The organism is Chryseobacterium sp. SORGH_AS_0447 (genome assembly GCF_030818695.1).
Lineage (GTDB): Bacteria > Bacteroidota > Bacteroidia > Flavobacteriales > Weeksellaceae > Chryseobacterium.
In genome coordinates, this window is the sequence record NZ_JAUTAR010000001.1 from 1936590 (window position 1) to 1957333 (window position 20744).

21 protein-coding genes are annotated in these 20744 nt (G+C 44.1%); 19 read left to right on the top strand and 2 right to left on the bottom strand.

What is annotated here, in order from left to right; all coding sequences use genetic code 11:
* Position 1: 1 nt before the first annotated feature.
* The 12 genes from moaA to QE422_RS09120 all read left to right on the top strand — a co-directional run bounded on the left by moaA (position 2) and on the right by QE422_RS09120 (position 11323).
* Positions 2 to 982 (top strand): GTP 3',8-cyclase MoaA, encoded by a 981-nt coding sequence (gene moaA, locus QE422_RS09065; protein ID WP_307457047.1) that lies wholly within the window; start codon positions 2 to 4, stop codon positions 980 to 982.
* Positions 982 to 1566, top strand: a complete 585-nt coding sequence (locus QE422_RS09070) for a nucleotidyltransferase family protein (RefSeq protein ID WP_307457051.1) — start codon at positions 982 to 984, stop codon at positions 1564 to 1566. Before moaA ends, QE422_RS09070 begins: the two co-directional genes overlap by 1 nt.
* Positions 1563 to 2741 (top strand): gephyrin-like molybdotransferase Glp, encoded by a 1179-nt coding sequence (gene glp / locus QE422_RS09075; protein WP_307457054.1) that lies wholly within the window; start codon positions 1563 to 1565, stop codon positions 2739 to 2741. The genes QE422_RS09070 and glp overlap by 4 nt, the downstream gene beginning before the upstream one ends.
* An 18-nt stretch (positions 2742 to 2759) precedes the next feature.
* Positions 2760 to 3494, top strand: a complete 735-nt coding sequence (locus QE422_RS09080) for a sulfite exporter TauE/SafE family protein (protein ID WP_307457057.1) — start codon at positions 2760 to 2762, stop codon at positions 3492 to 3494.
* A gap of 1 nt (position 3495) precedes the next feature.
* On the top strand, positions 3496 to 3990 hold the full coding sequence (locus QE422_RS09085) for a molybdopterin-binding protein (RefSeq protein ID WP_307457061.1): 495 nt from the start codon (positions 3496 to 3498) through the stop codon (positions 3988 to 3990).
* Between the two features lies 1 nt (position 3991).
* A complete protein-coding gene (locus QE422_RS09090; RefSeq protein ID WP_307457063.1) occupies positions 3992 to 4219 on the top strand; it encodes a MoaD/ThiS family protein in 228 nt (75 codons plus the stop codon).
* A 1-nt stretch (position 4220) separates the two neighbouring features.
* Entirely contained in the window at positions 4221 to 5339 is a 1119-nt protein-coding gene (locus tag QE422_RS09095; RefSeq protein ID WP_307457065.1) for a HesA/MoeB/ThiF family protein, read from the top strand.
* A complete protein-coding gene (locus QE422_RS09100) occupies positions 5323 to 5763 on the top strand; it encodes a molybdenum cofactor biosynthesis protein MoaE (RefSeq protein ID WP_307457068.1) in 441 nt (146 codons plus the stop codon). Before QE422_RS09095 ends, QE422_RS09100 begins: the two co-directional genes overlap by 17 nt.
* 308 nt (positions 5764 to 6071) lie before the next feature.
* On the top strand, positions 6072 to 6983 hold the full coding sequence (moaCB, locus tag QE422_RS09105; RefSeq protein WP_307457070.1) for a bifunctional molybdenum cofactor biosynthesis protein MoaC/MoaB: 912 nt from the start codon (positions 6072 to 6074) through the stop codon (positions 6981 to 6983).
* A gap of 576 nt (positions 6984 to 7559) precedes the next feature.
* Entirely contained in the window at positions 7560 to 8039 is a 480-nt protein-coding gene (locus QE422_RS09110; protein WP_307457073.1) for a (2Fe-2S)-binding protein, read from the top strand.
* Complete coding sequence (locus tag QE422_RS09115) at positions 8036 to 9055, top strand: xanthine dehydrogenase family protein subunit M (RefSeq protein WP_307457075.1); 1020 nt, start codon at positions 8036 to 8038, stop codon at positions 9053 to 9055. The genes QE422_RS09110 and QE422_RS09115 overlap by 4 nt, the downstream gene beginning before the upstream one ends.
* Positions 9056 to 9082: 27 nt before the next feature.
* Positions 9083 to 11323 (top strand): xanthine dehydrogenase family protein molybdopterin-binding subunit, encoded by a 2241-nt coding sequence (locus QE422_RS09120; protein WP_307457077.1) that lies wholly within the window; start codon positions 9083 to 9085, stop codon positions 11321 to 11323.
* A 396-nt stretch (positions 11324 to 11719) separates the two neighbouring features.
* Here the strand turns inward: QE422_RS09120 and QE422_RS09125 are convergent, their stop codons facing one another.
* Both QE422_RS09125 and QE422_RS09130 read right to left on the bottom strand, forming a co-directional pair.
* Positions 11720 to 12859 (bottom strand): cysteine desulfurase family protein, encoded by a 1140-nt coding sequence (locus tag QE422_RS09125; protein WP_307457080.1) that lies wholly within the window; start codon positions 12857 to 12859, stop codon positions 11720 to 11722.
* A gap of 91 nt (positions 12860 to 12950) precedes the next feature.
* Positions 12951 to 13196 (bottom strand): YHS domain-containing protein, encoded by a 246-nt coding sequence (locus QE422_RS09130; RefSeq protein WP_307457083.1) that lies wholly within the window; start codon positions 13194 to 13196, stop codon positions 12951 to 12953.
* A 228-nt stretch (positions 13197 to 13424) separates the two neighbouring features.
* On the opposite strand from QE422_RS09130, the gene QE422_RS09135 reads away from it, so the two are divergent.
* From QE422_RS09135 to ilvB, 7 genes are all read left to right on the top strand, one after another.
* Positions 13425 to 14279: a cyanophycinase gene (locus QE422_RS09135; protein ID WP_307457085.1), complete on the top strand. Its 855-nt coding sequence runs from the start codon at positions 13425 to 13427 to the stop codon at positions 14277 to 14279.
* A gap of 175 nt (positions 14280 to 14454) precedes the next feature.
* Positions 14455 to 14907 (top strand): hypothetical protein, encoded by a 453-nt coding sequence (locus QE422_RS09140; RefSeq protein WP_307457088.1) that lies wholly within the window; start codon positions 14455 to 14457, stop codon positions 14905 to 14907.
* 217 nt (positions 14908 to 15124) lie between these two features.
* Positions 15125 to 15721, top strand: coding sequence for a Crp/Fnr family transcriptional regulator (locus QE422_RS09145; RefSeq protein ID WP_307457090.1), 597 nt, complete (start codon positions 15125 to 15127; stop codon positions 15719 to 15721).
* A 428-nt stretch (positions 15722 to 16149) separates the two neighbouring features.
* Positions 16150 to 16542, top strand: a complete 393-nt coding sequence (locus QE422_RS09150; protein ID WP_307457093.1) for an aminotransferase class IV — start codon at positions 16150 to 16152, stop codon at positions 16540 to 16542.
* Positions 16469 to 17053 carry an aminotransferase class IV gene (locus QE422_RS09155; protein ID WP_307457096.1) on the top strand — a complete coding sequence of 195 codons (585 nt, stop codon included), beginning with the start codon at positions 16469 to 16471 and terminating at the stop codon, positions 17051 to 17053. The genes QE422_RS09150 and QE422_RS09155 overlap by 74 nt, the downstream gene beginning before the upstream one ends.
* On the top strand, positions 17046 to 18731 hold the full coding sequence (ilvD, locus tag QE422_RS09160) for a dihydroxy-acid dehydratase (protein WP_307457098.1): 1686 nt from the start codon (positions 17046 to 17048) through the stop codon (positions 18729 to 18731). Before QE422_RS09155 ends, ilvD begins: the two co-directional genes overlap by 8 nt.
* Before the next feature lie 229 nt (positions 18732 to 18960).
* On the top strand, positions 18961 to 20703 hold the full coding sequence (gene ilvB, locus QE422_RS09165; RefSeq protein WP_307457101.1) for a biosynthetic-type acetolactate synthase large subunit: 1743 nt from the start codon (positions 18961 to 18963) through the stop codon (positions 20701 to 20703).
* The last annotated feature ends 41 nt before the right edge of the window (positions 20704 to 20744 follow it).

Below are 20744 nucleotides of genomic sequence, written 5' to 3' on the forward strand. Positions count from 1 at the left end.
TATGATTACGGACACTTTCGGACGCGTACACGACTATCTCAGGATCTCACTCACCGACAACTGCAATCTTCGGTGCTTTTACTGCATGCCCGACGAAAAATATGCTTTTGCACCGGCTTCCAAATTGATGCAGCCGGATGAAATTGAAACGATTGCTAAAATTTTCGTGGCTGCCGGCGTAAAAAAAATAAGACTGACCGGCGGTGAGCCATTGGTACGGAAAGATGCTCCGCTTATTCTTGAAAAATTAGGAAAACTGGGAATCGAACTTGCGATTACCACCAATGGAGTAAGGGTAAAAGAACTTTTGCCGCAGCTGATGGCAGCGCAGGTGAGAACGGTCAATATCAGTTTAGATACCCTGGACGCCGCAAAATTTCAGAAAATCACCAGAAGGGATCTTTTTGATAAAGTAAAAGAAAGCATTGCGGTTCTGCTGGAAAATAATTTCCGGGTGAAAATAAATGTGGTGCTGATGAAAGATCTGAATGATAATGAAATCAATGATTTCGTGGAATTGACGAGACATCAGCCGGTCGAAGTACGGTTTATCGAATTTATGCCGTTCAGCGGGAACCGATGGACCAGCAACCAGGTGGTAACGCTCGATGAAATTCTTTTTGAGGTGCAAAGCCGGTATGATCTTATCGCATTGCCGCATGAGGCGCATGACACGGCCAAGCGGTTTAAAATTCCGGGGTTTACCGGTAATTTTGCCGTTATCAGTACAATGAGTGCTCCTTTCTGTTCATCCTGCAACAGGATTCGTTTAACGGCAGACGGCAAGCTCAAAAACTGTCTGTTTTCCAAAGGGGAAACCGATCTGCTGTTGGCTTTACGAAGCGGGGAAGACATTAGCCCATTGATTCAGTCAACCATCCTCTCCAAAGCAAAAGCGTTGGGCGGGCAGTTTGAAGGATTATTCCAGGATATTGATGCCACCGCAATTGAAAACCGAAGCATGATAACCATCGGAGGATAATGAAGAATAAAACGGCAATCATCATTCTGGCAGCAGGAAATTCATCCCGGTTGGGCGAACCGAAACAGCTGTTGCTCTACCAAGGAAAAACGCTGCTGCGTCATACCGCAGACGAAGCTTTAAAAGTAACCTCACAAATCGTAGTGGTAACAGGAGAAGTAAATATTCAGATTGAAGAAGAAATTAAACATTTTCATCAGATCAGAAATGATAACTGGGCAGAAGGCATGGCATCCTCTCTTAAAAAGGGATTAAAGGAAGCTGTAAAATGTTTCCCGGAAGCCGAACAGTTTATTTTTACCGTCTGTGATCAGCCTTTTATTAACGATTCCATATTTCAGGCTTTGATAGACAAAAAAGACACTTCAAAAAAAGGGATTGTTGCATCGTCATATGCAGATACGCTGGGCGTTCCGGTACTTTTCGACAGTTCATATTCAGAAAAATTATTAAACTTAAACGGCCAGGAAGGGGCCCGAAAACTCATTCGGCAGTATAAAGACGATACGGCTTTTGTCCTTTTTCCGCAGGGCTTGTGGGATATTGATACACCCGAAGACTATAAAAAATTAATCAATCCATGATTTCAGTTACAGAAGCAAAAAACATCATCCTAAATAATCTACCGGAAAGAAAAACGGCATTGCTGCCGCTTTCTGAAGCCGCAGGTCTCGTTACCTCTGCTAAGGTGATTGCCGGTACCGATATTCCCGGCTTCCCGCAATCTTCGATGGATGGATATGCGTTAAAATTCAAAGACCAACACCTGCCTTTAGAGATCAGCGGTGAAATGGCGGCCGGAACTACGGCTTTATTTCACCTACAGGATGGCCAGGCTTCCCGGATCTTTACCGGAGCTCCTTTGCCCGAAGGTGCCGATACCGTGGTGATGCAGGAAAAAATCACTATAGAAAATAATCAGCTTATTATTAAAGATGAAAACCTCAGCCAGGGGCTCAATGTGCGTCCGAAAGGATCGGAAGTGAAAAAAGGCGCTGTTGCTATTGCGGCAGGAACATTTCTGAGTCCAGCAGCCATTGGATTTCTTGCCGGAATAGGACAGGATCAAGTCGAAGTATACCGTCCTCCTGTGGTCGCGGTGATCCTAACAGGCAACGAATTGCAGGATCCCGGACAGGTACTGGCTTTCGGGCAGGTGTATGAAGCCAATTCCTACCAGCTTAAAGCCGCGTTGGAAAAGACAGGCCTGAAAGAAATCCATGTGTTCAGGGCGGAGGATGATCCCGCAACCCTTCAGCAGATTTTGGAGCAGGCTCTACAAATAAGCGACCTTGTCCTGCTTAACGGTGGGGTAAGCGTCGGGGATTATGATTTTGTGACAAAGGCTGCAAAACAGTGCGGCATCGAAGAAAAATTCCATAAGATCAGGCAGAAACCGGGCAAACCGTTATTTTTCGGAACTAAAGGGGAAAAGTTAGTTTTCGGACTGCCGGGAAATCCTTCTTCATCGCTGACCTGTTTTTATGAATACGTCCTGCCGGCGGTTGAAAATCTTTTAGGATTAAAAAATTCAGTACAGAAACTTAACGTCGTGGCTACCCATGATTATATAAAACCTGCAGGACTGACCCACTTTTTGAAAGCTTTTTACGAAGAGGGAGCCGTAACGCCGCTTCACGCTCAGGAATCCTACCGGCTGCATTCTTTTGCACAGGCCAACTGTTTCCTTGTGCTGCCGGAAGAATCGACAGGTTGTAAAAAAGGCGATATCGTGGAAATCCATCTATTGCCACTATAAATTAAATACAATAAATTAATGAGTGTAGAACTATTTTATGCCGTTCTTTTTGTCGTCGCTTTTTTTTATGCGGCAGTAGGGCACGGCGGGGCAAGCGGCTATCTTGCACTAATGGCATTGTATGGGGTGGCTCCCGAAGAAATGAAGCCGACAGCTCTTGTCCTGAACCTTTTTGTTTCGCTTACTTCCTTTATTCAGTATTACCGGGGTGGATATTTTTTAAGGAAATTATTTATCCCCATTGCTGCTGCGTCCATACCGCTCGCGTTTATCGGCGGGATGATAACGGTGGAAGAAAATATTTACAAACGCATTTTGGGGGTACTCCTTTTATTTCCGGTGATCCGGTTTTTCTTTTTTAAAAATACGGAAGACCATGAGCTGAAAGAACAGAATGTCGCCGTAGCGGTGATTACCGGCGGTATCGTCGGATTATTGTCCGGGATGATCGGTATTGGGGGCGGAATTATCCTTTCCCCGATTTTGCTTCTTCTTAAATGGACCAACCAGAAACAGACGGCAGCCATCAGTGCAGCATTTATATTTGTCAATTCCCTTTCCGGACTGGGCGGAATGCTGACTCAGGGAATCAAATTTACCGATAATATGGTCATGTATGTAATCGTTGCTTTTACCGGAGGGCTTTTAGGAGCTTATCTGGGATCGAAAAAATTCAACCAGAATGTTCTGAAATATGTCCTGGCAACGGTCTTACTTATGGCTTCTTACAAACTCTTATTGACAAAAGCTTAACATGAGATATTTTGCAACCTTATTCGTATTTTTAGCGGTATTCCTGCAGGCACAGAAAACTTCCGTAGAAATTAAAGGAGCTGTCAATAAGCCGATAACATTTACTTACAACGACCTGAAAAAATATCCGGTTCATGAAGTGAAAAGCATCGACATCCTGAACCATAAAATGGAATTTAAGAAAAATCTGAAAAATCTAAGAGGGGTCCTGCTTAAAGATATTTTAAGTCAGGTAACTTTTAATACACCGACACCCAAAGAGCTGAGTACTTTATACCTGGTTTGTATGGCTGATGACGGATATAAAGTGGTCTATTCCTGGAACGAAATTTTCAATACGGAAGCCGGCGACCACATCATGCTGGTTACTGATGCAGATGGAACCTCGGCTTCCGGTTCGAAAGATGGGATTGTATTGATCACGCCGGGAGACCGCGCAACGGGAAGAAGATATGTTAAGAATCTTTCCGAAATTGTTGTAAAAAAAGTGGATTGATATGGAAGTGAAAGTCATAGCCTTCGGAAAGATTGCCGAAATTACGGGAAAGGAATTTTCCATCGCGGCATCTGATACAGAAGCATTAAAAGAACAGCTTGTGGTACAGTTTCCGCAGCTTGCGGATGTGAAATTTGCCGTTGCGGTAAATAAAAAAGTAACCGATGAAAATATGGCACTCAGCAATAATGATACAGTGGCATTGATGCCGCCTTATTCGGGAGGATAATATGGAAGAACAGAACGAAAGATATTCCCGGCATTTCAGCCTTTCCGGATTTGGAATAGCAGGGCAGGACAGACTTTTAAAGGCAAAGGTTCTTGTAATCGGTGCCGGAGGATTGGGCTGCCCGGTCCTGCAATACTTGGCGGCAGCGGGTGTAGGGAATATCGGGATTGCCGATCACGACTACATTTCGTTGAGCAATCTCCAAAGGCAGACCCTTTACACCACAGCAGAGATCGGAAAACCGAAAGCGATAACGGCAGCAAACAAACTTAGGGCTTTAAACCCTGAAATCACCATTACGGCGTATACTGAAGAAATAACTTCGTCCAATGCCTGGGATCTGATTTCAGCATATGATTTGGTGGTGGATGCTACGGATAATTTTGCCGCCCGATATCTCATCAGCGATACCTGTTATCTTTTGCAGAAGCCTTTGGTATTCGGTGCGATCTTTCAGTATGAAGGGCAGGTCGCGGTTTTCGGACATAATGATGGAGGGCAGTACATCAGCTACCGGGATCTTTTCCCGGAACCTCCGCGTCCGGGTGAGGTGCAGGACTGCAATGTGGCAGGAGTTTTGGGCGTTCTGCCGGGAATGATCGGGATGATGCAGGCCAACGAAGTCATTAAACTTATTACCGGGATCGGTGATGCATTGGCAGGTCGGCTCCTGACATTTAATATGCTCACTTATGAAACGGTGATCCTGGATTTATCCAAAAGAAAAGATTCGGAAAGACTGATTCCGACAGACCGAAAGGCACTTGAACAAACCGATTACCATTGGCTGTGCGGACTTTCAAATCCGGAAATTGAGGTCGTGACGCCGGACCGGTTTTTAAGCAACATAAAATCCGGCAGTTATACGGCCATTGACGTAAGGGAAGAAGGCGAGCTTCCTGTAGCGGATTTTCCCCATCTTCGTATCCCGCTATCCCGGTTGGAAGAATGTCTAACCGAAATTCCGGAAACAGAGATCATATTTTTCTGCCAGGGAGGAGCACGCAGCCTGAAAGCCGCAGAACTATTGATCCGGAACAGAAAAACACTACGGAAACCAAGCCACCTTGAAGGAGGAATAACAGCTTTAATACAAAAACAAAATGAAAAAAGAGATTAAAAATATATTCAGGGAAGGCGCGATCGATCCGCTGTTTATTTCAGAGAGTATTGCGAAACATTCCGCTAAAAAGAACATCGGTGCCCACGGTATTTTTCTTGGACAGATCCGGGAAGATGTAGTTGACGGAAAGTCTGTGGCAGCGATAGAATACACCGCTTATGAAGAAATGGCACTGGAAAAGATGCACATGATCCGCGAAGAGATTTTTGCTAAATATGACCTTACCTGTATGCATATTTACCACAGCCTGGGTATTGTAAAGGCCGGAGAAATCTGCCTGTTCGTATTTACATCGTCAAAACACAGGGTTGCTGCGATGGAAAGCTGCAACGAGCTGGTGGAACGTATCAAAAAAGAGCTTCCGGTCTGGGGCCGGGAAATTTTCGAAGACGATTCTCATCAGTGGAAAGTGAATCTGTAAATAGTTAATTAATTTAAAAGTATATTCTTTCAGTTTCGGCTTAAGGCTGGATTGATAGGCTGGAAGAAGGATGCGGGAGGCTGGAAGTTTACTTTGTCAACAAGACAACCTGTGATACTGAAATAAAAAGATGTCTCTTAAATAAAATTCCATTTGAAAATTAAATTCATCTGCCTGCTTTTACTTTATTAACTTGCTGAACATTAATAAATTTAAATTGGTTCTAAAAATTTTGAATATCAAGCTTAAACTTTAAACCCAAAACTTTAAACCTTGAACTCTGAACCCAAAAACTTTAAACTCTAAAAATGGTTAACATTACCCATAAATCATCGACGCTGCGCAAGGCGATCGCCACCGCCACCGTTAAAACTTCATCTCAGGCAACCATTGAAGCCGTTCAGCAGCGGACAGTCCCGAAAGGGGATATTTTTGAATTTTCCAGGGCTGCAGCCCTTTTTGGCGTAAAGAAAACCAGCGATGTAATCCCGGACTGCCATCCGCTGCCGGTAGAATATACAGCCGTAACTTATGAAATTCAAGATTTATCAATTATCATATCCGTAGAAGTTCATACCATCTACAAAACCGGAGTGGAAGTGGAAGCCATGCACGGTGCATCAGTGGCAGCCCTCGTTATGTACGATATGCTGAAACCCATCGACAAAAAAGTAGAGATCCAGAACATCAGGCTGCTGGAAAAGAAAGGCGGAAAATCCGATGATCAGAAATATATTTCCGAAAACTTAAAAGCTGCGGTTGTGGTATGTTCAGACAGTGTGCACAGTGGACAAAATGAAGACACTTCAGGAAAAGTGATTGTTCAGAAACTTGAGGAATACGGATTTAACGATGTCGAATATCTTGTTGTTCCGGATGAGGCGGAAGAAATTCAGCAGACCCTTGTATCATATAAAAATGAAGGAATAAAAATGGTTATTTTCACCGGAGGAACTGGGGTTTCACCAAGAGATGTAACGCCGGATGCGCTTCAATCCATGATCGACCGGCCGCTGCCGGGAATTATGGAAACCGCCAGAGCATATGGTCAGGAAAGAATCAAAACATCCATGCTATCCAGAGGCGTTGCAGGCTTCAGTGGCGAAACGCTGGTTTTAACCTTTCCCGGCTCTGAGAAAGGCGCCGCCGAATACATGCAGTCCCTCTTTCCGCAGGTTCTTCATGTGTTTGAGGTAAAGAAAGGAAATAGACACGAGTAGGGATGATTGATGATTGATGAATTTAATATTATAAATCAATGTGCTGATAAAGCATGATAATGATTTGTACGCTTCATCAGATCATCTTGCTGATCCTTTCTTTGCTTCCTAATTATGAGAAATAATCATAAGGCTTTGCGTTAAAAAAAATCACAGAAACAAATGTTTAGGGTTTCTGTTTTAACCAAGCTGAAATAAACTGGTATCTATTAAAATATAAAATTATGCTGCTAACATTTAAAGCTCAGTCAATCTTTCATCATCTTTAAATCTGATTAAGATTAACAGACGGAAAGAAATTTAGATCCATTCTTAATACTGGAATAATAAAGCTATCGGCTTCTTTTTTTAATTATATTTTTAATGAATTAAAATGATTTTAATCGTTGATAATCTGATTCTTATATTAAATAAAGGCCTTTGATTAAAACCATTTATGGAAATAGAATTCCATTCTTTTGAACCTGAGGCAATATTCAATACAGAGCCCTGCGATTTTCATATCCCATAACCTACCGTAATCCTGGATTCCGGTTCTTTTTTTGCATAACCATTTCAACACTAAACCTCAATATTATGCTTGATCAGAATAATCAATCCATTGCCTTAACGGTAAACGGACATCATCACAGGCTTGAGCTTAAGCCTTGGGTATCTCTTCTCGATGCCCTCAGACATACCCTCGACCTTACTGGTACCAAAAAAGGCTGCGATCACGGACAGTGTGGAGCATGCACCGTTTTGGTAGACGGTAAAAGAGTATTAAGCTGCCTGACGCTGGCGGTGATGAAAGACGGTTCCGAAATCACAACGATTGAAGGAATCGGCAATACCGACAATCTGCACCCGGTGCAGAAAGCATTCATCGAACACGATGCTTTCCAGTGCGGCTACTGTACGCCCGGGCAGATTTGCAGTGCCGTGGGTCTTCTCGAAGAAGGCAAAGCGGAAACCCGGGAAGACGTACAGGACCTGATGAGCGGAAACCTTTGCCGCTGCGGAGCCAACAGAGGAATTATCAATGCCATCATGGCGGTAAAAAACGAAGCAGAATGAATAATTTTTCCTATACCAAAACAAAAGAAGTAGCTGATGCTGCCCTGTTGCTGAAAGATAATCCCGGAAATAAAGCCATCGCCGGCGGAACCAATATCGTCGATCTGATGAAGTATTTTATTGTGGAAGCAGATACGCTGGTGGACATCAATGGAATTCCGGGAATGGATGAATTATCCGAAACGGAGAATGGCGGAGTCCGTTTGGGAGCTTTAATGACCAATGCGGCCACAGCTTACCATCCGGTCATTGAAGAAAAATACCCGCTGCTTTCCAAAACGATTTTAGCAGGTGCTTCGGCACAGATCCGGAATATGGCGACCAACGGCGGAAACCTGCTGCAGAAAACACGCTGTTATTATTTTTATGATCCTTATGTACCATGCAATAAGAGAGAACCCGGATCCGGATGTCCTGCGATCAAAGGATACAACCGGATGCATGCGATTTTGGGGCACTCCTCCGACTGTATCGCGGTATTCCCGTCGGATATGTGTGTCGCATTGGCTGCGCTGAATGCAACGGTTTTGGTAACCGGTCAGGATGGAGAAAGGCAGATTGCTTTTGAAGACTTTCACCGGCTACCGGGAAACACACCGGAAATTGACAATAACTTACAGAAAGGAGAAATTATAACCGGTATCGAGCTGCCGGACGAAGATTTTTCAAAAAATTACTCTTACCTGAAACTGAGAGACCGGAGTTCTTACGCTTTTGCCTTGGTTTCCGTAGCAACTGCGCTTACGATTGAAAATGATCTTATTGCCGAAGTAAGGATCGCACTGGGTGGGGTTTCCCATAAGCCATGGCGTTCTGCTGAGGCTGAAGAATATCTTAAAGGAAAAGCTCCGTCCAAAGAGCACTTTGCCCAGGCTGCAGATATCATTCTGGCAGAAGCCAAAGGATTTAAGCACAACCGTTTTAAAATTGATCTGGCCAAAAAAGCCATTGTAAGAAATGGGATGATGGCATTGGAACCTGAAAGCCAGAGACCGGGGGCAAAACCGTCCTTATAATCATTTATAAACACCAAACCTTGATTTATGAAAAATTTACCATCTATAGGACAACCCCATAACCGTCTGGAAGGAGCTCTGAAAGTAACGGGCACGGCAAAATATGCCGGAGATTACAATGTAGAAGGACTTTTATACGGCTACGTCGTCAACAGTACCGTCACCAAAGGAAAAATTAAAAGCATTGATACTTCCGAAGTAAAAAAGCTACCGGGCGTCGTTGAGGTTTTAACCCATGAAAACAGGCCTTCTACGGCATGGTTCGATTTCCAGTATGCCGATATGGATGCTCCCCCGGGAACGGTCTTTAAACCTTTAAAAGACAACGTCATCCGTTACAACGGGCAGCCGATCGCTTTGGTGATTGCCGAAACTTTTGAAATGGCAAGATATGCCGCTGTCAAAATTAAAATAGAATACGAAACGGAAGGCTTTGCCACAGAAATGGCCGCCAACCTCGAAGAAGCCCGTGATCCGAAAAAAGGGCTCGCTTCTTTACTGAAACCACCTCCGCCAAAACCGAAAGGCAATTTCGATACTGTTTATAAAGAGTCCTTTGTAAAAACGGACAGCCAATTCAGTCATGGGACGGAACATCATAATCCGATGGAGCTTTTTGCATCTACGGTAATTTATGAAGGCGAAGGCAAATTAAAGATTTACGATAAAACCCAGGGCACCATCAATTCCCAGATGTATGTAGCCAATGTTTTCGGGCTCAAAATGAAAAATGTCCAGGTCATTTCCCCATTTGTGGGCGGTGGCTTCGGTTCAGGGCTTCGACCACAGCATCAGCTGTTTATGGCAGTGATGGCTTCGCTGCATTTGAAAAGAAATGTCAGGGTAACGCTAGACCGCTCGCAGATGTACATGATCGGCCACCGTCCACCTACGTTGCAGCATACCAAATTTGGAGCAGATGAAAATGGAAAAGTCAATGCCATATTTCACGAAGCTACGGGCGAAACTTCTCAGTTTGAGGATTATGTGGAAATTGTGGTCAATTGGGCCAATATGCTGTATCCTGCAGAGAACACCCTGCTGAAACATAAGCTGGTGCCCATGGATGTGTACACGCCTCTGGATATGAGGGCACCCGGCGGAAGTACGGGAATGCACGCCGTTGAGGTGACCATGGATGAAATTGCCTATCAGTTGAACATCGATCCGGTAGAGCTGAGACTTATCAATTATTCGATGGTCGACCAAAGCAGCGAAAAGGAATATTCGAGCAAAGAACTGAAAGAATGTTATCTTCAGGGGGCCAAGCAATTCGGATGGGACCAGAGAAACCCGGTTCCGCGAAGTATGAAACGCGGAAATAAGCTGGTAGGATACGGAATGGCTACCGGAATCTGGGATGCGAACCGGATGTTGGGAAGGGCAGAAGCGATTCTTAATGCCGATGGAAAAGTTGAGATCCAGAGTGCGGTTACCGATATAGGCACCGGAACGTTTACAATCATGACGCAGATTGCAGCGGATGCGCTGGGACTATCCGTTGAAGAAGTTACCTTCTCTTATGCCGACAGCAAGATGCCCTTTGCCCCGATCCAGGGAGGATCTTTTACCACGGCGACTGTCGGACCGGCGGTGCAGGCGGCCTGTGAAGCTTTAAATAAAAAGCTGCTCAAGATCGCAAAGTCGATCGAAGGATCAGCTTTTGCCGAAGCGAAATTCAATGATGTCCTATTCAGGGACCGGTATATTGTAATGAAAAACGATCCTGGAAAAAAGATAAGTTACGATGACATTCTAAAGCAGAATGATAATACAGCAATCCGCACCAAAAATTCGGCAATGCCTAATCCGCTGACGTTCGGGAAAAAGGCGAGAGCGGTACACAGCGCTGTTTTTGTAGAGGTGGAAGTGGATGAAGAATTAGGTGTGATTGAAGTAAAGAGAGCCCTTACGGCCGTTGCTGCCGGAAGAATCATCAATCCTAAAACTGCCGAAAGCCAGGTATTGGGCGGTATGATCTGGGGAATCAGCAAAGCACTTCACGAAGAAACCATTACCGATCATGCGTTGGGTAAATATATGAATGATGATCTTGCGGAATACCATATTCCGGTTCATGCAGATATTCATGATCTTCAGGTATTATTTGTAAAAGAAGATGATCAGTTTATGAATGACCTGGGCGTGAAAGGAGTTGGTGAAATCGGTGGGGTAGGAATGCCGCCGGCAGTAACCAACGCGATTTATCACGCGACCGGCAAGAGAATTTATGACCTGCCGATCCACTTCGATTACCTTCTGGAATAACTTTTTCACTAAAAGTACAATCAATAGAAACGGGCTTCGGCACGTTTTTTTATGAGCGATATTAAAAAAGTTAATCTAATAAAAAACGCCCACAGATCGCAAAAATTTCACAGATGATAGGATGGCTTCGAGAGCTTCAGTCTGACAGTGCGTATGTAGCTAAGTTTGAATTAAAATAGCTCTTTGTTTAAGCAGAAGATAAATTCAGATTAATATTGGCGTTATGTCATCCTGAGGCTCTCGAAGGATTTTCGTAAAGGTATTGGTAAGGACTTAATGGCTTCAGCTACCGGATAATATGCCGTTTTATCATCCCCGCGGGGATTCATATGTAGCATTAAAGATGATCAGTAAAGCTTCGACTTCAATTTCTCCAGTGTAATAAAATTCTCTACTTTACCCTTTCCTGAACTGCTCCACTAATTCTGAAATTCTCTTGACGGCGATATCAATTTCTTCTTTTGTATTGTCCTTTCCGAGGCTGAACCTTATCGAGCATAATGCATCTTCGTCGCTTAATCCAAGGCTTTTGAGAACATGAGAAGGTTCGGTGGTTACCGACGAACAGGCAGAACCGCTGGAAACCGAAATATGCTGCAAAGCCATAATCAGCTGTTCTGAAAATACGTTTTTAAACAAAATATTGGACGTATTGAAAATCCGGTTTTCAACAGAACCGTTAACGGAAGTTCCTTCAATCTTCAGCAGTTCGCTTTCGAGATGATCGCGGAGTTTTTTTACATGGCTGGCATGTTGATCCATTATTTTTTTCGCGATCTCACAGGCTTTGGCCATACCGATAATTCCAGGGACATTCAATGTTCCGCTCCGCCTGTTTTTCTGCTGTCCGCCGCCGGTGATTCCGACAGTCAGGTGTTTTTTTATGGCATTGGAAATATACAGGGCACCGACGCCTTTCGGTCCGTAAAACTTATGCGCAGAAAAAGCCATCAGGTCAACTCCCAGATCGCGGACATTCACCGGGATTTTCCCTACCGCCTGGGTCGCATCGCACAACAGGAAAGCCCCTTTCGCGTGAGCCATTTCGCTGATTTTCTTAATGTCCTGAACAGTTCCGGTTTCATTATTCACCAGCATCACACTGACCAGAAGGGTCTTATCGGTGATGGTCTGTTCCAGAAGGTCCGGATCGGCCAATCCGTCGCGTCGAACAGGAAGAATAGAGCAGGATAAATTATTTTTACCGGCATGATCGGTTACCGTATCCAGGACGGCTTTGTGCTCCGTAGATAAAGTGATCAGGTGATTTCTTTCCCCGTTTGAAATCCCTCTTATAGCAAGATTGACAGATTCTGTGGCGCCTGATGTAAAGACCACTTCTTCAGGCTGGCTTCCGATAAGATCAGCGACCTGCCATGAAGCATTTTCAAGATGTTCATTGGCCGTAAGCCCTGCCAGATGGCTGCTGCCGGGATTTTCGTAACAGTCCGTAAAAAAGGGAAGCATGGCTTCCAGCACGTTTTTGTCAAGCCTGGTAGTGGCATTATGGTCAAGATAAATCTTAGGGGAAGTCATATCAATGAGAAAAGTTGAATTCGTTACATATAAATTTACGAAATCCTTTTGGAAGACCGGCTGGCAGCGGATGAAAAGTTGAATAAAGTTTTCATTTAAAAGTATACGCTTCCGGTTTCCGGCTGAACTTCAGCTTGCAGTCTTTACTGCAAAATCCGTATACCGAACCTTTGAACAGCGCCGTATCGCTTACGCCTTCTGAAACCATCATATCGCATACCGGATCTTTTTCATTGGCAAACGCAATTTGGCCGCTGTTAAAGGAATCTTTTGTCTTTTCCCGGGTACATGCCATGATAAACAGTCCTGTAAAAATCAGAATAATAAGGTTTTTCATACGAATATTTTTAATAATTCATTAAATGTAAACATCCTGCAAACCTGTTTATATGATTTCAGTTAGCTTTCTTGCAGATCATAAATGGTAACGAAGCAGTTTTCATCGAAACTACCATATCACTACCATATTTCACCATACTTTGATTATAATCAATAGTATTTTTAACCTTTCTCTCTATCTTCGGTGGTAAGAAATGTATATCAATATAACCAAACACAACATTGTATGGATCCAAAAGGAAAATTGTTAATTATAGGCGGCAATGAAGACAAAGAGGGAAACAAGGTTCCTATTCAGGATGACAATAAGGATTTTTCACCTTATCAGATACTCGGGCTTCTTGCCGCCAGCCATGACGACCGTATTGAAGTCATTACCTCAGCCAGCTCGGAGCCTGAAAGCCTGCGTGAAACCTACGCAAAGACCTTTGCCGAAATAGGTTATACCAATGTAGGCTTCATTCATCTTCTTAAAGAAAATGCGGATAAATATTATGATCGTTTATCCAATGCCAAAACCGTATTTTTTACAGGCGGCGACCAGAACAGAATCTGCAAAGAGATCAGAGAAACATCCGTTGCAGCCCTGCTTATGAAAAAGTACCTGAATGAAGAGGGTTTTATGATCGCAGGAACCAGTGCCGGAGCCATGTGCATGCCTGAACATATCATCTGCGACGCACTGGATGAAGAAGCTATCCTGGAAAATGACCTTACGATCGGCTCCGGATTAGGTTTTTTAAAAAACTGCATTGTGGACACTCATTTCGTGAACCGCGGACGAATCGGAAGGCTTGCTCATGCCGTAACCCTTCGGAGGGAATGTCTGGGAATCGGGCTGGGCGAAGACACCGCGCTGCTTATTGAAAACGGTAGCCATGCCGTTTGCAAAGGATCGGGAATGGTGATGGTGCTGAATCCGCGCCAGATACAACACACCAATTGCGGATCAGTTGAAAAAGGCCATCCCGTATTTGTCGATAATGTGATCCTGAGCATTCTTACGGACGGCTGCCGGATCAGCTTATCTTCGGGACAGCTTGAAAATATTCAGCAACCGGAAAGCAATGATAAGCATTGATTCCGTTTCACTTAAAATATTGAGACCATTATAATTGAAGCAAGTGTTTTATTTGATTATAGCACTGATAAACTAAAGCATAAATTAACCTGATAATTAACCTGCCAGAAGGATTTTGTGACCTTAATCATGAAATACTTTTTAGCAAATCCCTTTTTTTGCGGGAAAATGTAATATGAAAATTGTATTGTTGTTTTTTATGGTTTTCGGAAAGATACTAACGGCCCAGCTGCTGACCGTTAACAACCTCCGGCATCTAACTTCCGGCTCTCTTCAGAACCTGGATACCAAGCTTGCAGAACATTTTGATCTGGAAAGAAACCGGGAAATGGAAGATCCGAACAATCGGGTATATGCAACTGAAAATAAAACCCTCAGCCATTTTAAAGTATTGACGGTATTCACCAATGCACGGAACTGCATGGCACTTTCATTGGTTACCCATGACCGGGCGGAAGTCTACCATTTTCATGAAGACCTGCTGAAAGAAGGCTTTATCATCAGCGATTACCAAGATCAGCAGGGAAATTCAGGTAAAAAATATATCAGGGAAGACATTATTGTTACCATAAAAAATACAGGTACCGATATTCCTGCACACCAGGTCGTATGGCGATGCCGTCAGTAAACCAAGGGCTTTATAGCCAACTGGCTTTCAATATAAACAAAGAATATAAGTAATGCCTGTTATCATAAAATAATCATCCTGCGTGTGTTTATTTTGATGCAAAATATAATGATTATGATTAATGTATTATTCTTAATATTTTTAATTTCATTGCATAAGCATGATAATATTAGGTATTTTTTTTAATTTTACATAAAAATACAGTAATAATCACTCTATGATTATATCCGAAGAGATTTTATTTAAAAACGGAGCTATTCTGCAAGACTTTGCCGCAGAGGATGTTATTTTCCGGGAAAACACGGCTTCCCAATATTATTATCAGATAAAAACAGGGGTAGTGAAGCTTAATAATCTTTTTGAGGACGGTAAAGAATTCGTACACGGCTTTCCGTATGAAGGGCATTGTTTTGGCGAGGCTTATTTGCTTACCGAAAACCATTATGCCGTTAATGCCATCGCGGTTACCGACTGCACGGTGTTTAAACTTGATAAAGAATCTTACCTTAACCTGATCCATCACCAGCCGCAGATCTTTTTTAAAGTCAGCCGGTACAGTGCCGAACGCCTCCATTTCCGGTATCTTATCTCTTCGTTTTTGGCCATTCTCGATCCGCAGATCAAGATCCAGAAACTTTTAGACCACCTCAAAAGCTATTTCGGCTATCAGGAAAAATACAGCTTTTTGGTTCCCTTTACGAGATATCAGCTGGCTTCTCTCACCGGAATGCGGGTGGAGACCATGATCAGAACGGTTAAAAAAATGGAAAAGCTGAAAATTCTGAAGATTGATAACACGAAGATTTATTATTAAAATTTAAAATACTAAGGCAAATAACTAGGCTAAATCCTGCAGTCTTTGTTTTTAGATAGAACATCCGTAAAATTTTAGACGTCGTAATTTTTAAAAGTTTCAGCGTTTGAAAATCAGCATCTTATAAGCCATATTCAAACTGATGAATATCGTAACAACTTTGGTTTTTTTATGTATTTACCATAGCTTAAACGAATAATTGTTAATAAAATGCTACCACATCTAAAAATTAATTATACATTTGTACTATAAATATAAAAAATGAACAACACGATTATCATTATTGTCATTTCTATTATTATCGGATTTCCGGTGATGAGTAATGGCTCGTGATAATTATTGAAACAAGATAACACAAACCATTCTCATCGCGAGAATGGTTTTTTTTATGCCTGAAGTTTAAAAACATAATATAAAAAACAGTACTGATGTATTACAATGATGACAGTGTTCTCTTTTTTGATGGAGAGTATGTAAAAGCAAAAGACGCAAAAACCGATTTATACGGACAATCCTTACATTATGGCTATGCCGTGTTCGAAGGGATTAAATCTTATAAAACCGCCAATGGTGCCAGAATCTTTAAAGCAGAAGAACATTATGACAGGCTCAGAAAATCTGCGGAAGCCATGATGATGCCTTTCAGCTACTCGACGGAAGAAATGGTAGAAACAACGTATAAGCTTTTGGAAATGAATAACCTGGGAAAACGCTTATATCCGTCCGATTGTTATCTGTTCACCGAATATGGCACTCTCCAAAGGCCAGAAAAGCTACCTGGTGATCGAAGTATGGAACTGGGACAACGGGTATCTTGCTAACAAAATGAGGATTATGACGTCCTCTTTCCAGCGCCCGAATCCCAAAGCATTTAAAGTGGAGGCAAAAGTAAGCGGCCATTATGTAAATTCCATTCTGGCCTGTCAGGAAGCCAAAGACAAAGGTTTTGATGAAGCGTTGGTACTGGATGAAAACGGAAATGTAGCGGAAAGCTCCGGAGCCAATGTTTTTTTTGAAAAAGACGGTAAGCTTTTCACGCCGGCCAAAGGAAACATTCTTCCGGGAATCACACGGGCTACCGTTTTTCAGATCTGCGAAGAGCTGGGAATTCCTACAGAGGAAAAATTCTTTAAGCCGGAAGAAATGCAGGGGGCAGATGCCGGATTTTTCTGTGGTACAGCTGCCGAAATCGTAGCCCTGGATTCTCTGGATAACATTGCTTTCACCCTGGATTGGGAAAGCAGCCTTTCATCCAAAGTACAGCAGGCCTACCGACACCTGGTGCTGGAAGAAGATTATTCTTACCTGAAAACCCAACCGCAATATGTGTAATACTGAACTGAATAAATACTCCAGGACCCTGACGAAAGACCCGACCCAGCCGGCCACTCAGGCTATGTTCTACGGGATCGGATTTCAGAAAGAAGACTTCGACAAAGCGCAGGTCGGCATTGCCAGCATGGGCTATGACGGAAATACCTGCAATATGCACCTCAACGGACTTGCCGAAATGGTAAAGGCAGGCGTAAAAGAGCAGAATCTGGTTGGGCTGATGTTCCATACCATCGGCATCAGCGACGGCATGACCAACGGTACGGACGGCATGCGGTATTCGCTTGTAAGCCGCGACATCATTGCCGATTCCATCGAAACCGTTTGTGCGGGGCAATATTACGACGGGTTGATCACCGTACCGGGCTGTGACAAAAATATGCCGGGTTCCCTGATCGCTATGGCAAGGCTCGACCGCCCTTCCATCATGGTCTATGGCGGAAGCATTGCGCCGGGACATTACAAAGGCGAGGATCTGAATATCGTTTCTGCCTTTGAAGCGTTGGGAAATAAAATAGCCGGCAAGATCTCCGAGGAAGATTTCCAGGGAGTGATCCAGAATTCATGTCCGAGTGCCGGAGCCTGCGGGGGAATGTATACGGCAAATACCATGGCTTCTGCGATCGAAGCCTTAGGGATGAGCCTGCCGTATTCATCATCATATCCTGCGCTGAGCCGTGAAAAAAAAGAAGAATGCCGTTTCGCAGGACACTATATGAAGATCCTTCTCGAAAAAGACATCAAGCCGTCGGATATTATGACGCCGAAAGCTTTTGAAAATGCCCTCAGGCTGATCATGATTTTGGGCGGGAGCACCAATGCCGTACTGCATTTTATCGCCATTGCGAAAGCGATCGGTTATGATCTTACCCTCGATGATTTCCAGCGGATCAGTGACGAAACACCGTTCCTGGCCGATCTGAAGCCGAGCGGAAAATACCTGATGGAAGACCTGCATAAAGTAGGCGGTGTTCCGGCAGTGATGAAGTATCTGCTGGATCTGGGACTTCTCCACGGCGACTGTCTTACGGTAACGGGGAAAACAATGGCGGAAAACCTGGAGCATGTAACATCCATTATCGACAGGGAGCAGAACATTATCCGGGATCTTAAAAATCCGATCAAGGAAACCGGGCATATCCGGATCCTGTACGGAAATCTTGCCGAAAAAGGTTCCGTAGCGAAGATCACCGGAAAAGAAGGCCGGTATTTCCGCGGTGCTGCCATCGTATTCGACGGAGAAAAAGAATTCATCAAAGGAATCGAAGAAAGGAAAATTAAAGAAGGAAATGTGGTGGTCATTAAAAATGAAGGACCGAAAGGCGCACCCGGAATGCCGGAAATGCTGAAGCCGACCTCTGCACTTATGGGCTCGGGACTGGGCAAGAATGTTGCACTTATTACAGACGGACGTTTCTCAGGAGGTACTCACGGTTTTGTAGTGGGGCACATTACACCGGAAGCGTTCTGCGGCGGACTGATCGGTCTTATCAAAGACGGTGATGTCATCGAGCTGGATGCCGAAAAAAATACCATCAATGCCCTGTTGTCTGACGAGGAGGTTGCCAGAAGAAAAGCCGATTTCCGACAGCCTGATTATAAAGTGAAAAAAGGAATACTCTATAAATATGCAAAATCGGTAGCCGATGCATCGCAGGGCTGCGTTACGGATTTATAAGTTTCAGGAAATAGGTTCTTAGGCTGGAAGCAGGAAGCTGGATACCGGAAGTTTTCCTGTCATCATCACTGTACTCTTTTTAAATAAATTCAGGAAACACAACCGAATATTGTTTTTCTGTTGTTAAATAAAATGTCTGGGATTTCCTTGAAAATTAGCAGCCAGACCAAATCAGTCTCCGACGGCCTTTGTGATGGCCTGACTATTTATAGTTTAAAAAAACAAAATAATGAATACGACCCTATCAAAAACAGAAAATAACGAAACACCGCAACCGGAAACAGTGGAAATCTCCGGCTCCAAAGCGCTTTTAGAAGCTTTGCTGGCGGAAAATGTAGATACGGTTTTCGGATATCCCGGCGGGGCGATCATGCCGATCTATGACGCGCTGTACGATTATTCCGAGACACTGAAGCATATCCTGGTCCGCCATGAGCAGGGGGCGATCCACGCTGCCCAGGGATTTGCCCGGACTTCCGGGAAAACAGGCGTGGTATTTGCCACCAGCGGCCCCGGAGCGACTAACCTCGTTACAGGGCTTGCGGATGCGATGATCGACAGCAATCCGATCGTCTGTATCACCGGCCAGGTATTCGCGTCCCTTTTGGGAACCGATGCTTTCCAAGAAACCGATGTCATCAATATTACCACGCCGGTAACCAAATGGAATTATCAGGTTACTGATGCCACGGAAATCCCCGAAGCCATTGCCAAAGCATTTCACATTGCCGCAACAGGCCGTCCGGGCCCGGTCCTTATTGATATTACCAAAAATGCACAGCTTCAGCTGTTTGCGTTTGAAGGATATAAAAAATGCAGCCATATCCGCAGCTACCGTCCAGAGCCTGAAATCAGAAACGAATATATCGAACGGGCGGCAGAACTGATTAACCAGGCGAAAAAGCCTTTTGTCGTGTTCGGTCAGGGAGTTATTCTTGGAAAAGCGGAAGAAGAATTCAAAGCTTTTATCGAAAAGGTTAACCTTCCGGCGGCAGCCACAGTAATGGGACTGAGCGCTTTGCCGACCGATCATCAACTGCATGTCGGGATGCTGGGAATGCATGGAAATTATGCCCCGAACGTGATGACTAACGAATGCGATGTGCTGATTGCCGTAGGAATGCGTTTCGACGACCGGGTAACGGGCCGTTTAGATAAATATGCAAAGCAGGCAAAGGTCATCCATCTTGACATTGACCCCGCTGAAATCGATAAAAACGTAAAAACGACCGTTCCCGTTTGGGGCAACTGCAAAAAAACGCTTCCGATGCTAACGGCACTTCTTAAGGAAAACGACCATTCGTACTGGCTTCAGCAGTTCCGCGAACTGGAAAAAGAAGAGGTGAAAGAAGTCATTCAGAACGAACTGAATCCGGTGACTGATACCATGACAATGGGAGAGGTGATTAAGGTGCTGAATGACCTGACGAACGGCGATGCCATCATTGCCACCGATGTCGGGCAGCACCAGATGGTTTCCTGCCGGTATGCCCGGTTCAATAATTCCAAATCCAGTGTGACTTCTGGCGGTCTCGGAACCATGGGGTTCGGATTGCCGGCGGCGATCGGTGCTTGGTACGGTGCACCGGAAAAAACGGTGGTGGCTATTATCGGCGACGGCGGATTCCAGATGACTCTTCAGGAATTGGGTACGATCATGCAGTTCGGTGCCAAAGTAAAGATCCTGATCCTCAACAATGAATTCCTGGGAATGGTAAGGCAGTGGCAGCAGCTCTTCCACGACCGACGGTATTCTTTCGTGAACATCACCAGTCCGGATTTTGTTGCCGTAGCCAAAGGTTATTATATCGAAGGACAGAGGATCTCTGAAAGAAAAGACTTGAAGACTGCTTTGGAAACCATGCTTAGCCACGATGGCGCTTACCTGCTGGAAGTGATGGTAGGAAAGGAGAACAATGTATTTCCGATGGTAACGCAGGGCTCATCCGTCTCAGAAATCCGTTTAAAATAAGACCATCAGTAAAGAACTTCAAACCAGTAAGGCTGCATAAA

Excerpts from the sequence above, each read along its gene's own strand:
- QE422_RS09120 (WP_307457077.1), top strand. The coding sequence starts at position 9,083 with ATGAAAAATTTACCATCTATAGGACAACCCCATAACCGTCTGGAAGGA.
- QE422_RS09145 (WP_307457090.1), top strand. The coding sequence starts at position 15,125 with ATGATTATATCCGAAGAGATTTTATTTAAAAACGGAGCTATTCTGCAA.
- QE422_RS09080 (WP_307457057.1), top strand. The coding sequence starts at position 2,760 with ATGAGTGTAGAACTATTTTATGCCGTTCTTTTTGTCGTCGCTTTTTTT.
- QE422_RS09155 (WP_307457096.1), top strand. The coding sequence starts at position 16,469 with ATGGCACTCTCCAAAGGCCAGAAAAGCTACCTGGTGATCGAAGTATGG.
- moaA (WP_307457047.1), top strand. The coding sequence starts at position 2 with ATGATTACGGACACTTTCGGACGCGTACACGACTATCTCAGGATCTCA.
- QE422_RS09085 (WP_307457061.1), top strand. The coding sequence starts at position 3,496 with ATGAGATATTTTGCAACCTTATTCGTATTTTTAGCGGTATTCCTGCAG.
- glp (WP_307457054.1), top strand. The coding sequence starts at position 1,563 with ATGATTTCAGTTACAGAAGCAAAAAACATCATCCTAAATAATCTACCG.
- QE422_RS09095 (WP_307457065.1), top strand. The coding sequence starts at position 4,221 with ATGGAAGAACAGAACGAAAGATATTCCCGGCATTTCAGCCTTTCCGGA.
- QE422_RS09100 (WP_307457068.1), top strand. The coding sequence starts at position 5,323 with ATGAAAAAAGAGATTAAAAATATATTCAGGGAAGGCGCGATCGATCCG.
- QE422_RS09115 (WP_307457075.1), top strand. The coding sequence starts at position 8,036 with ATGAATAATTTTTCCTATACCAAAACAAAAGAAGTAGCTGATGCTGCC.
- ilvB (WP_307457101.1), top strand. The coding sequence starts at position 18,961 with ATGAATACGACCCTATCAAAAACAGAAAATAACGAAACACCGCAACCG.
- QE422_RS09135 (WP_307457085.1), top strand. The coding sequence starts at position 13,425 with ATGGATCCAAAAGGAAAATTGTTAATTATAGGCGGCAATGAAGACAAA.
- QE422_RS09150 (WP_307457093.1), top strand. The coding sequence starts at position 16,150 with ATGTATTACAATGATGACAGTGTTCTCTTTTTTGATGGAGAGTATGTA.
- QE422_RS09125 (WP_307457080.1), bottom strand. The coding sequence starts at position 12,859 with ATGACTTCCCCTAAGATTTATCTTGACCATAATGCCACTACCAGGCTT.
- QE422_RS09110 (WP_307457073.1), top strand. The coding sequence starts at position 7,560 with ATGCTTGATCAGAATAATCAATCCATTGCCTTAACGGTAAACGGACAT.
- QE422_RS09140 (WP_307457088.1), top strand. The coding sequence starts at position 14,455 with ATGAAAATTGTATTGTTGTTTTTTATGGTTTTCGGAAAGATACTAACG.
- ilvD (WP_307457098.1), top strand. The coding sequence starts at position 17,046 with ATGTGTAATACTGAACTGAATAAATACTCCAGGACCCTGACGAAAGAC.
- QE422_RS09090 (WP_307457063.1), top strand. The coding sequence starts at position 3,992 with ATGGAAGTGAAAGTCATAGCCTTCGGAAAGATTGCCGAAATTACGGGA.
- moaCB (WP_307457070.1), top strand. The coding sequence starts at position 6,072 with ATGGTTAACATTACCCATAAATCATCGACGCTGCGCAAGGCGATCGCC.
- QE422_RS09070 (WP_307457051.1), top strand. The coding sequence starts at position 982 with ATGAAGAATAAAACGGCAATCATCATTCTGGCAGCAGGAAATTCATCC.
- QE422_RS09130 (WP_307457083.1), bottom strand. The coding sequence starts at position 13,196 with ATGAAAAACCTTATTATTCTGATTTTTACAGGACTGTTTATCATGGCA.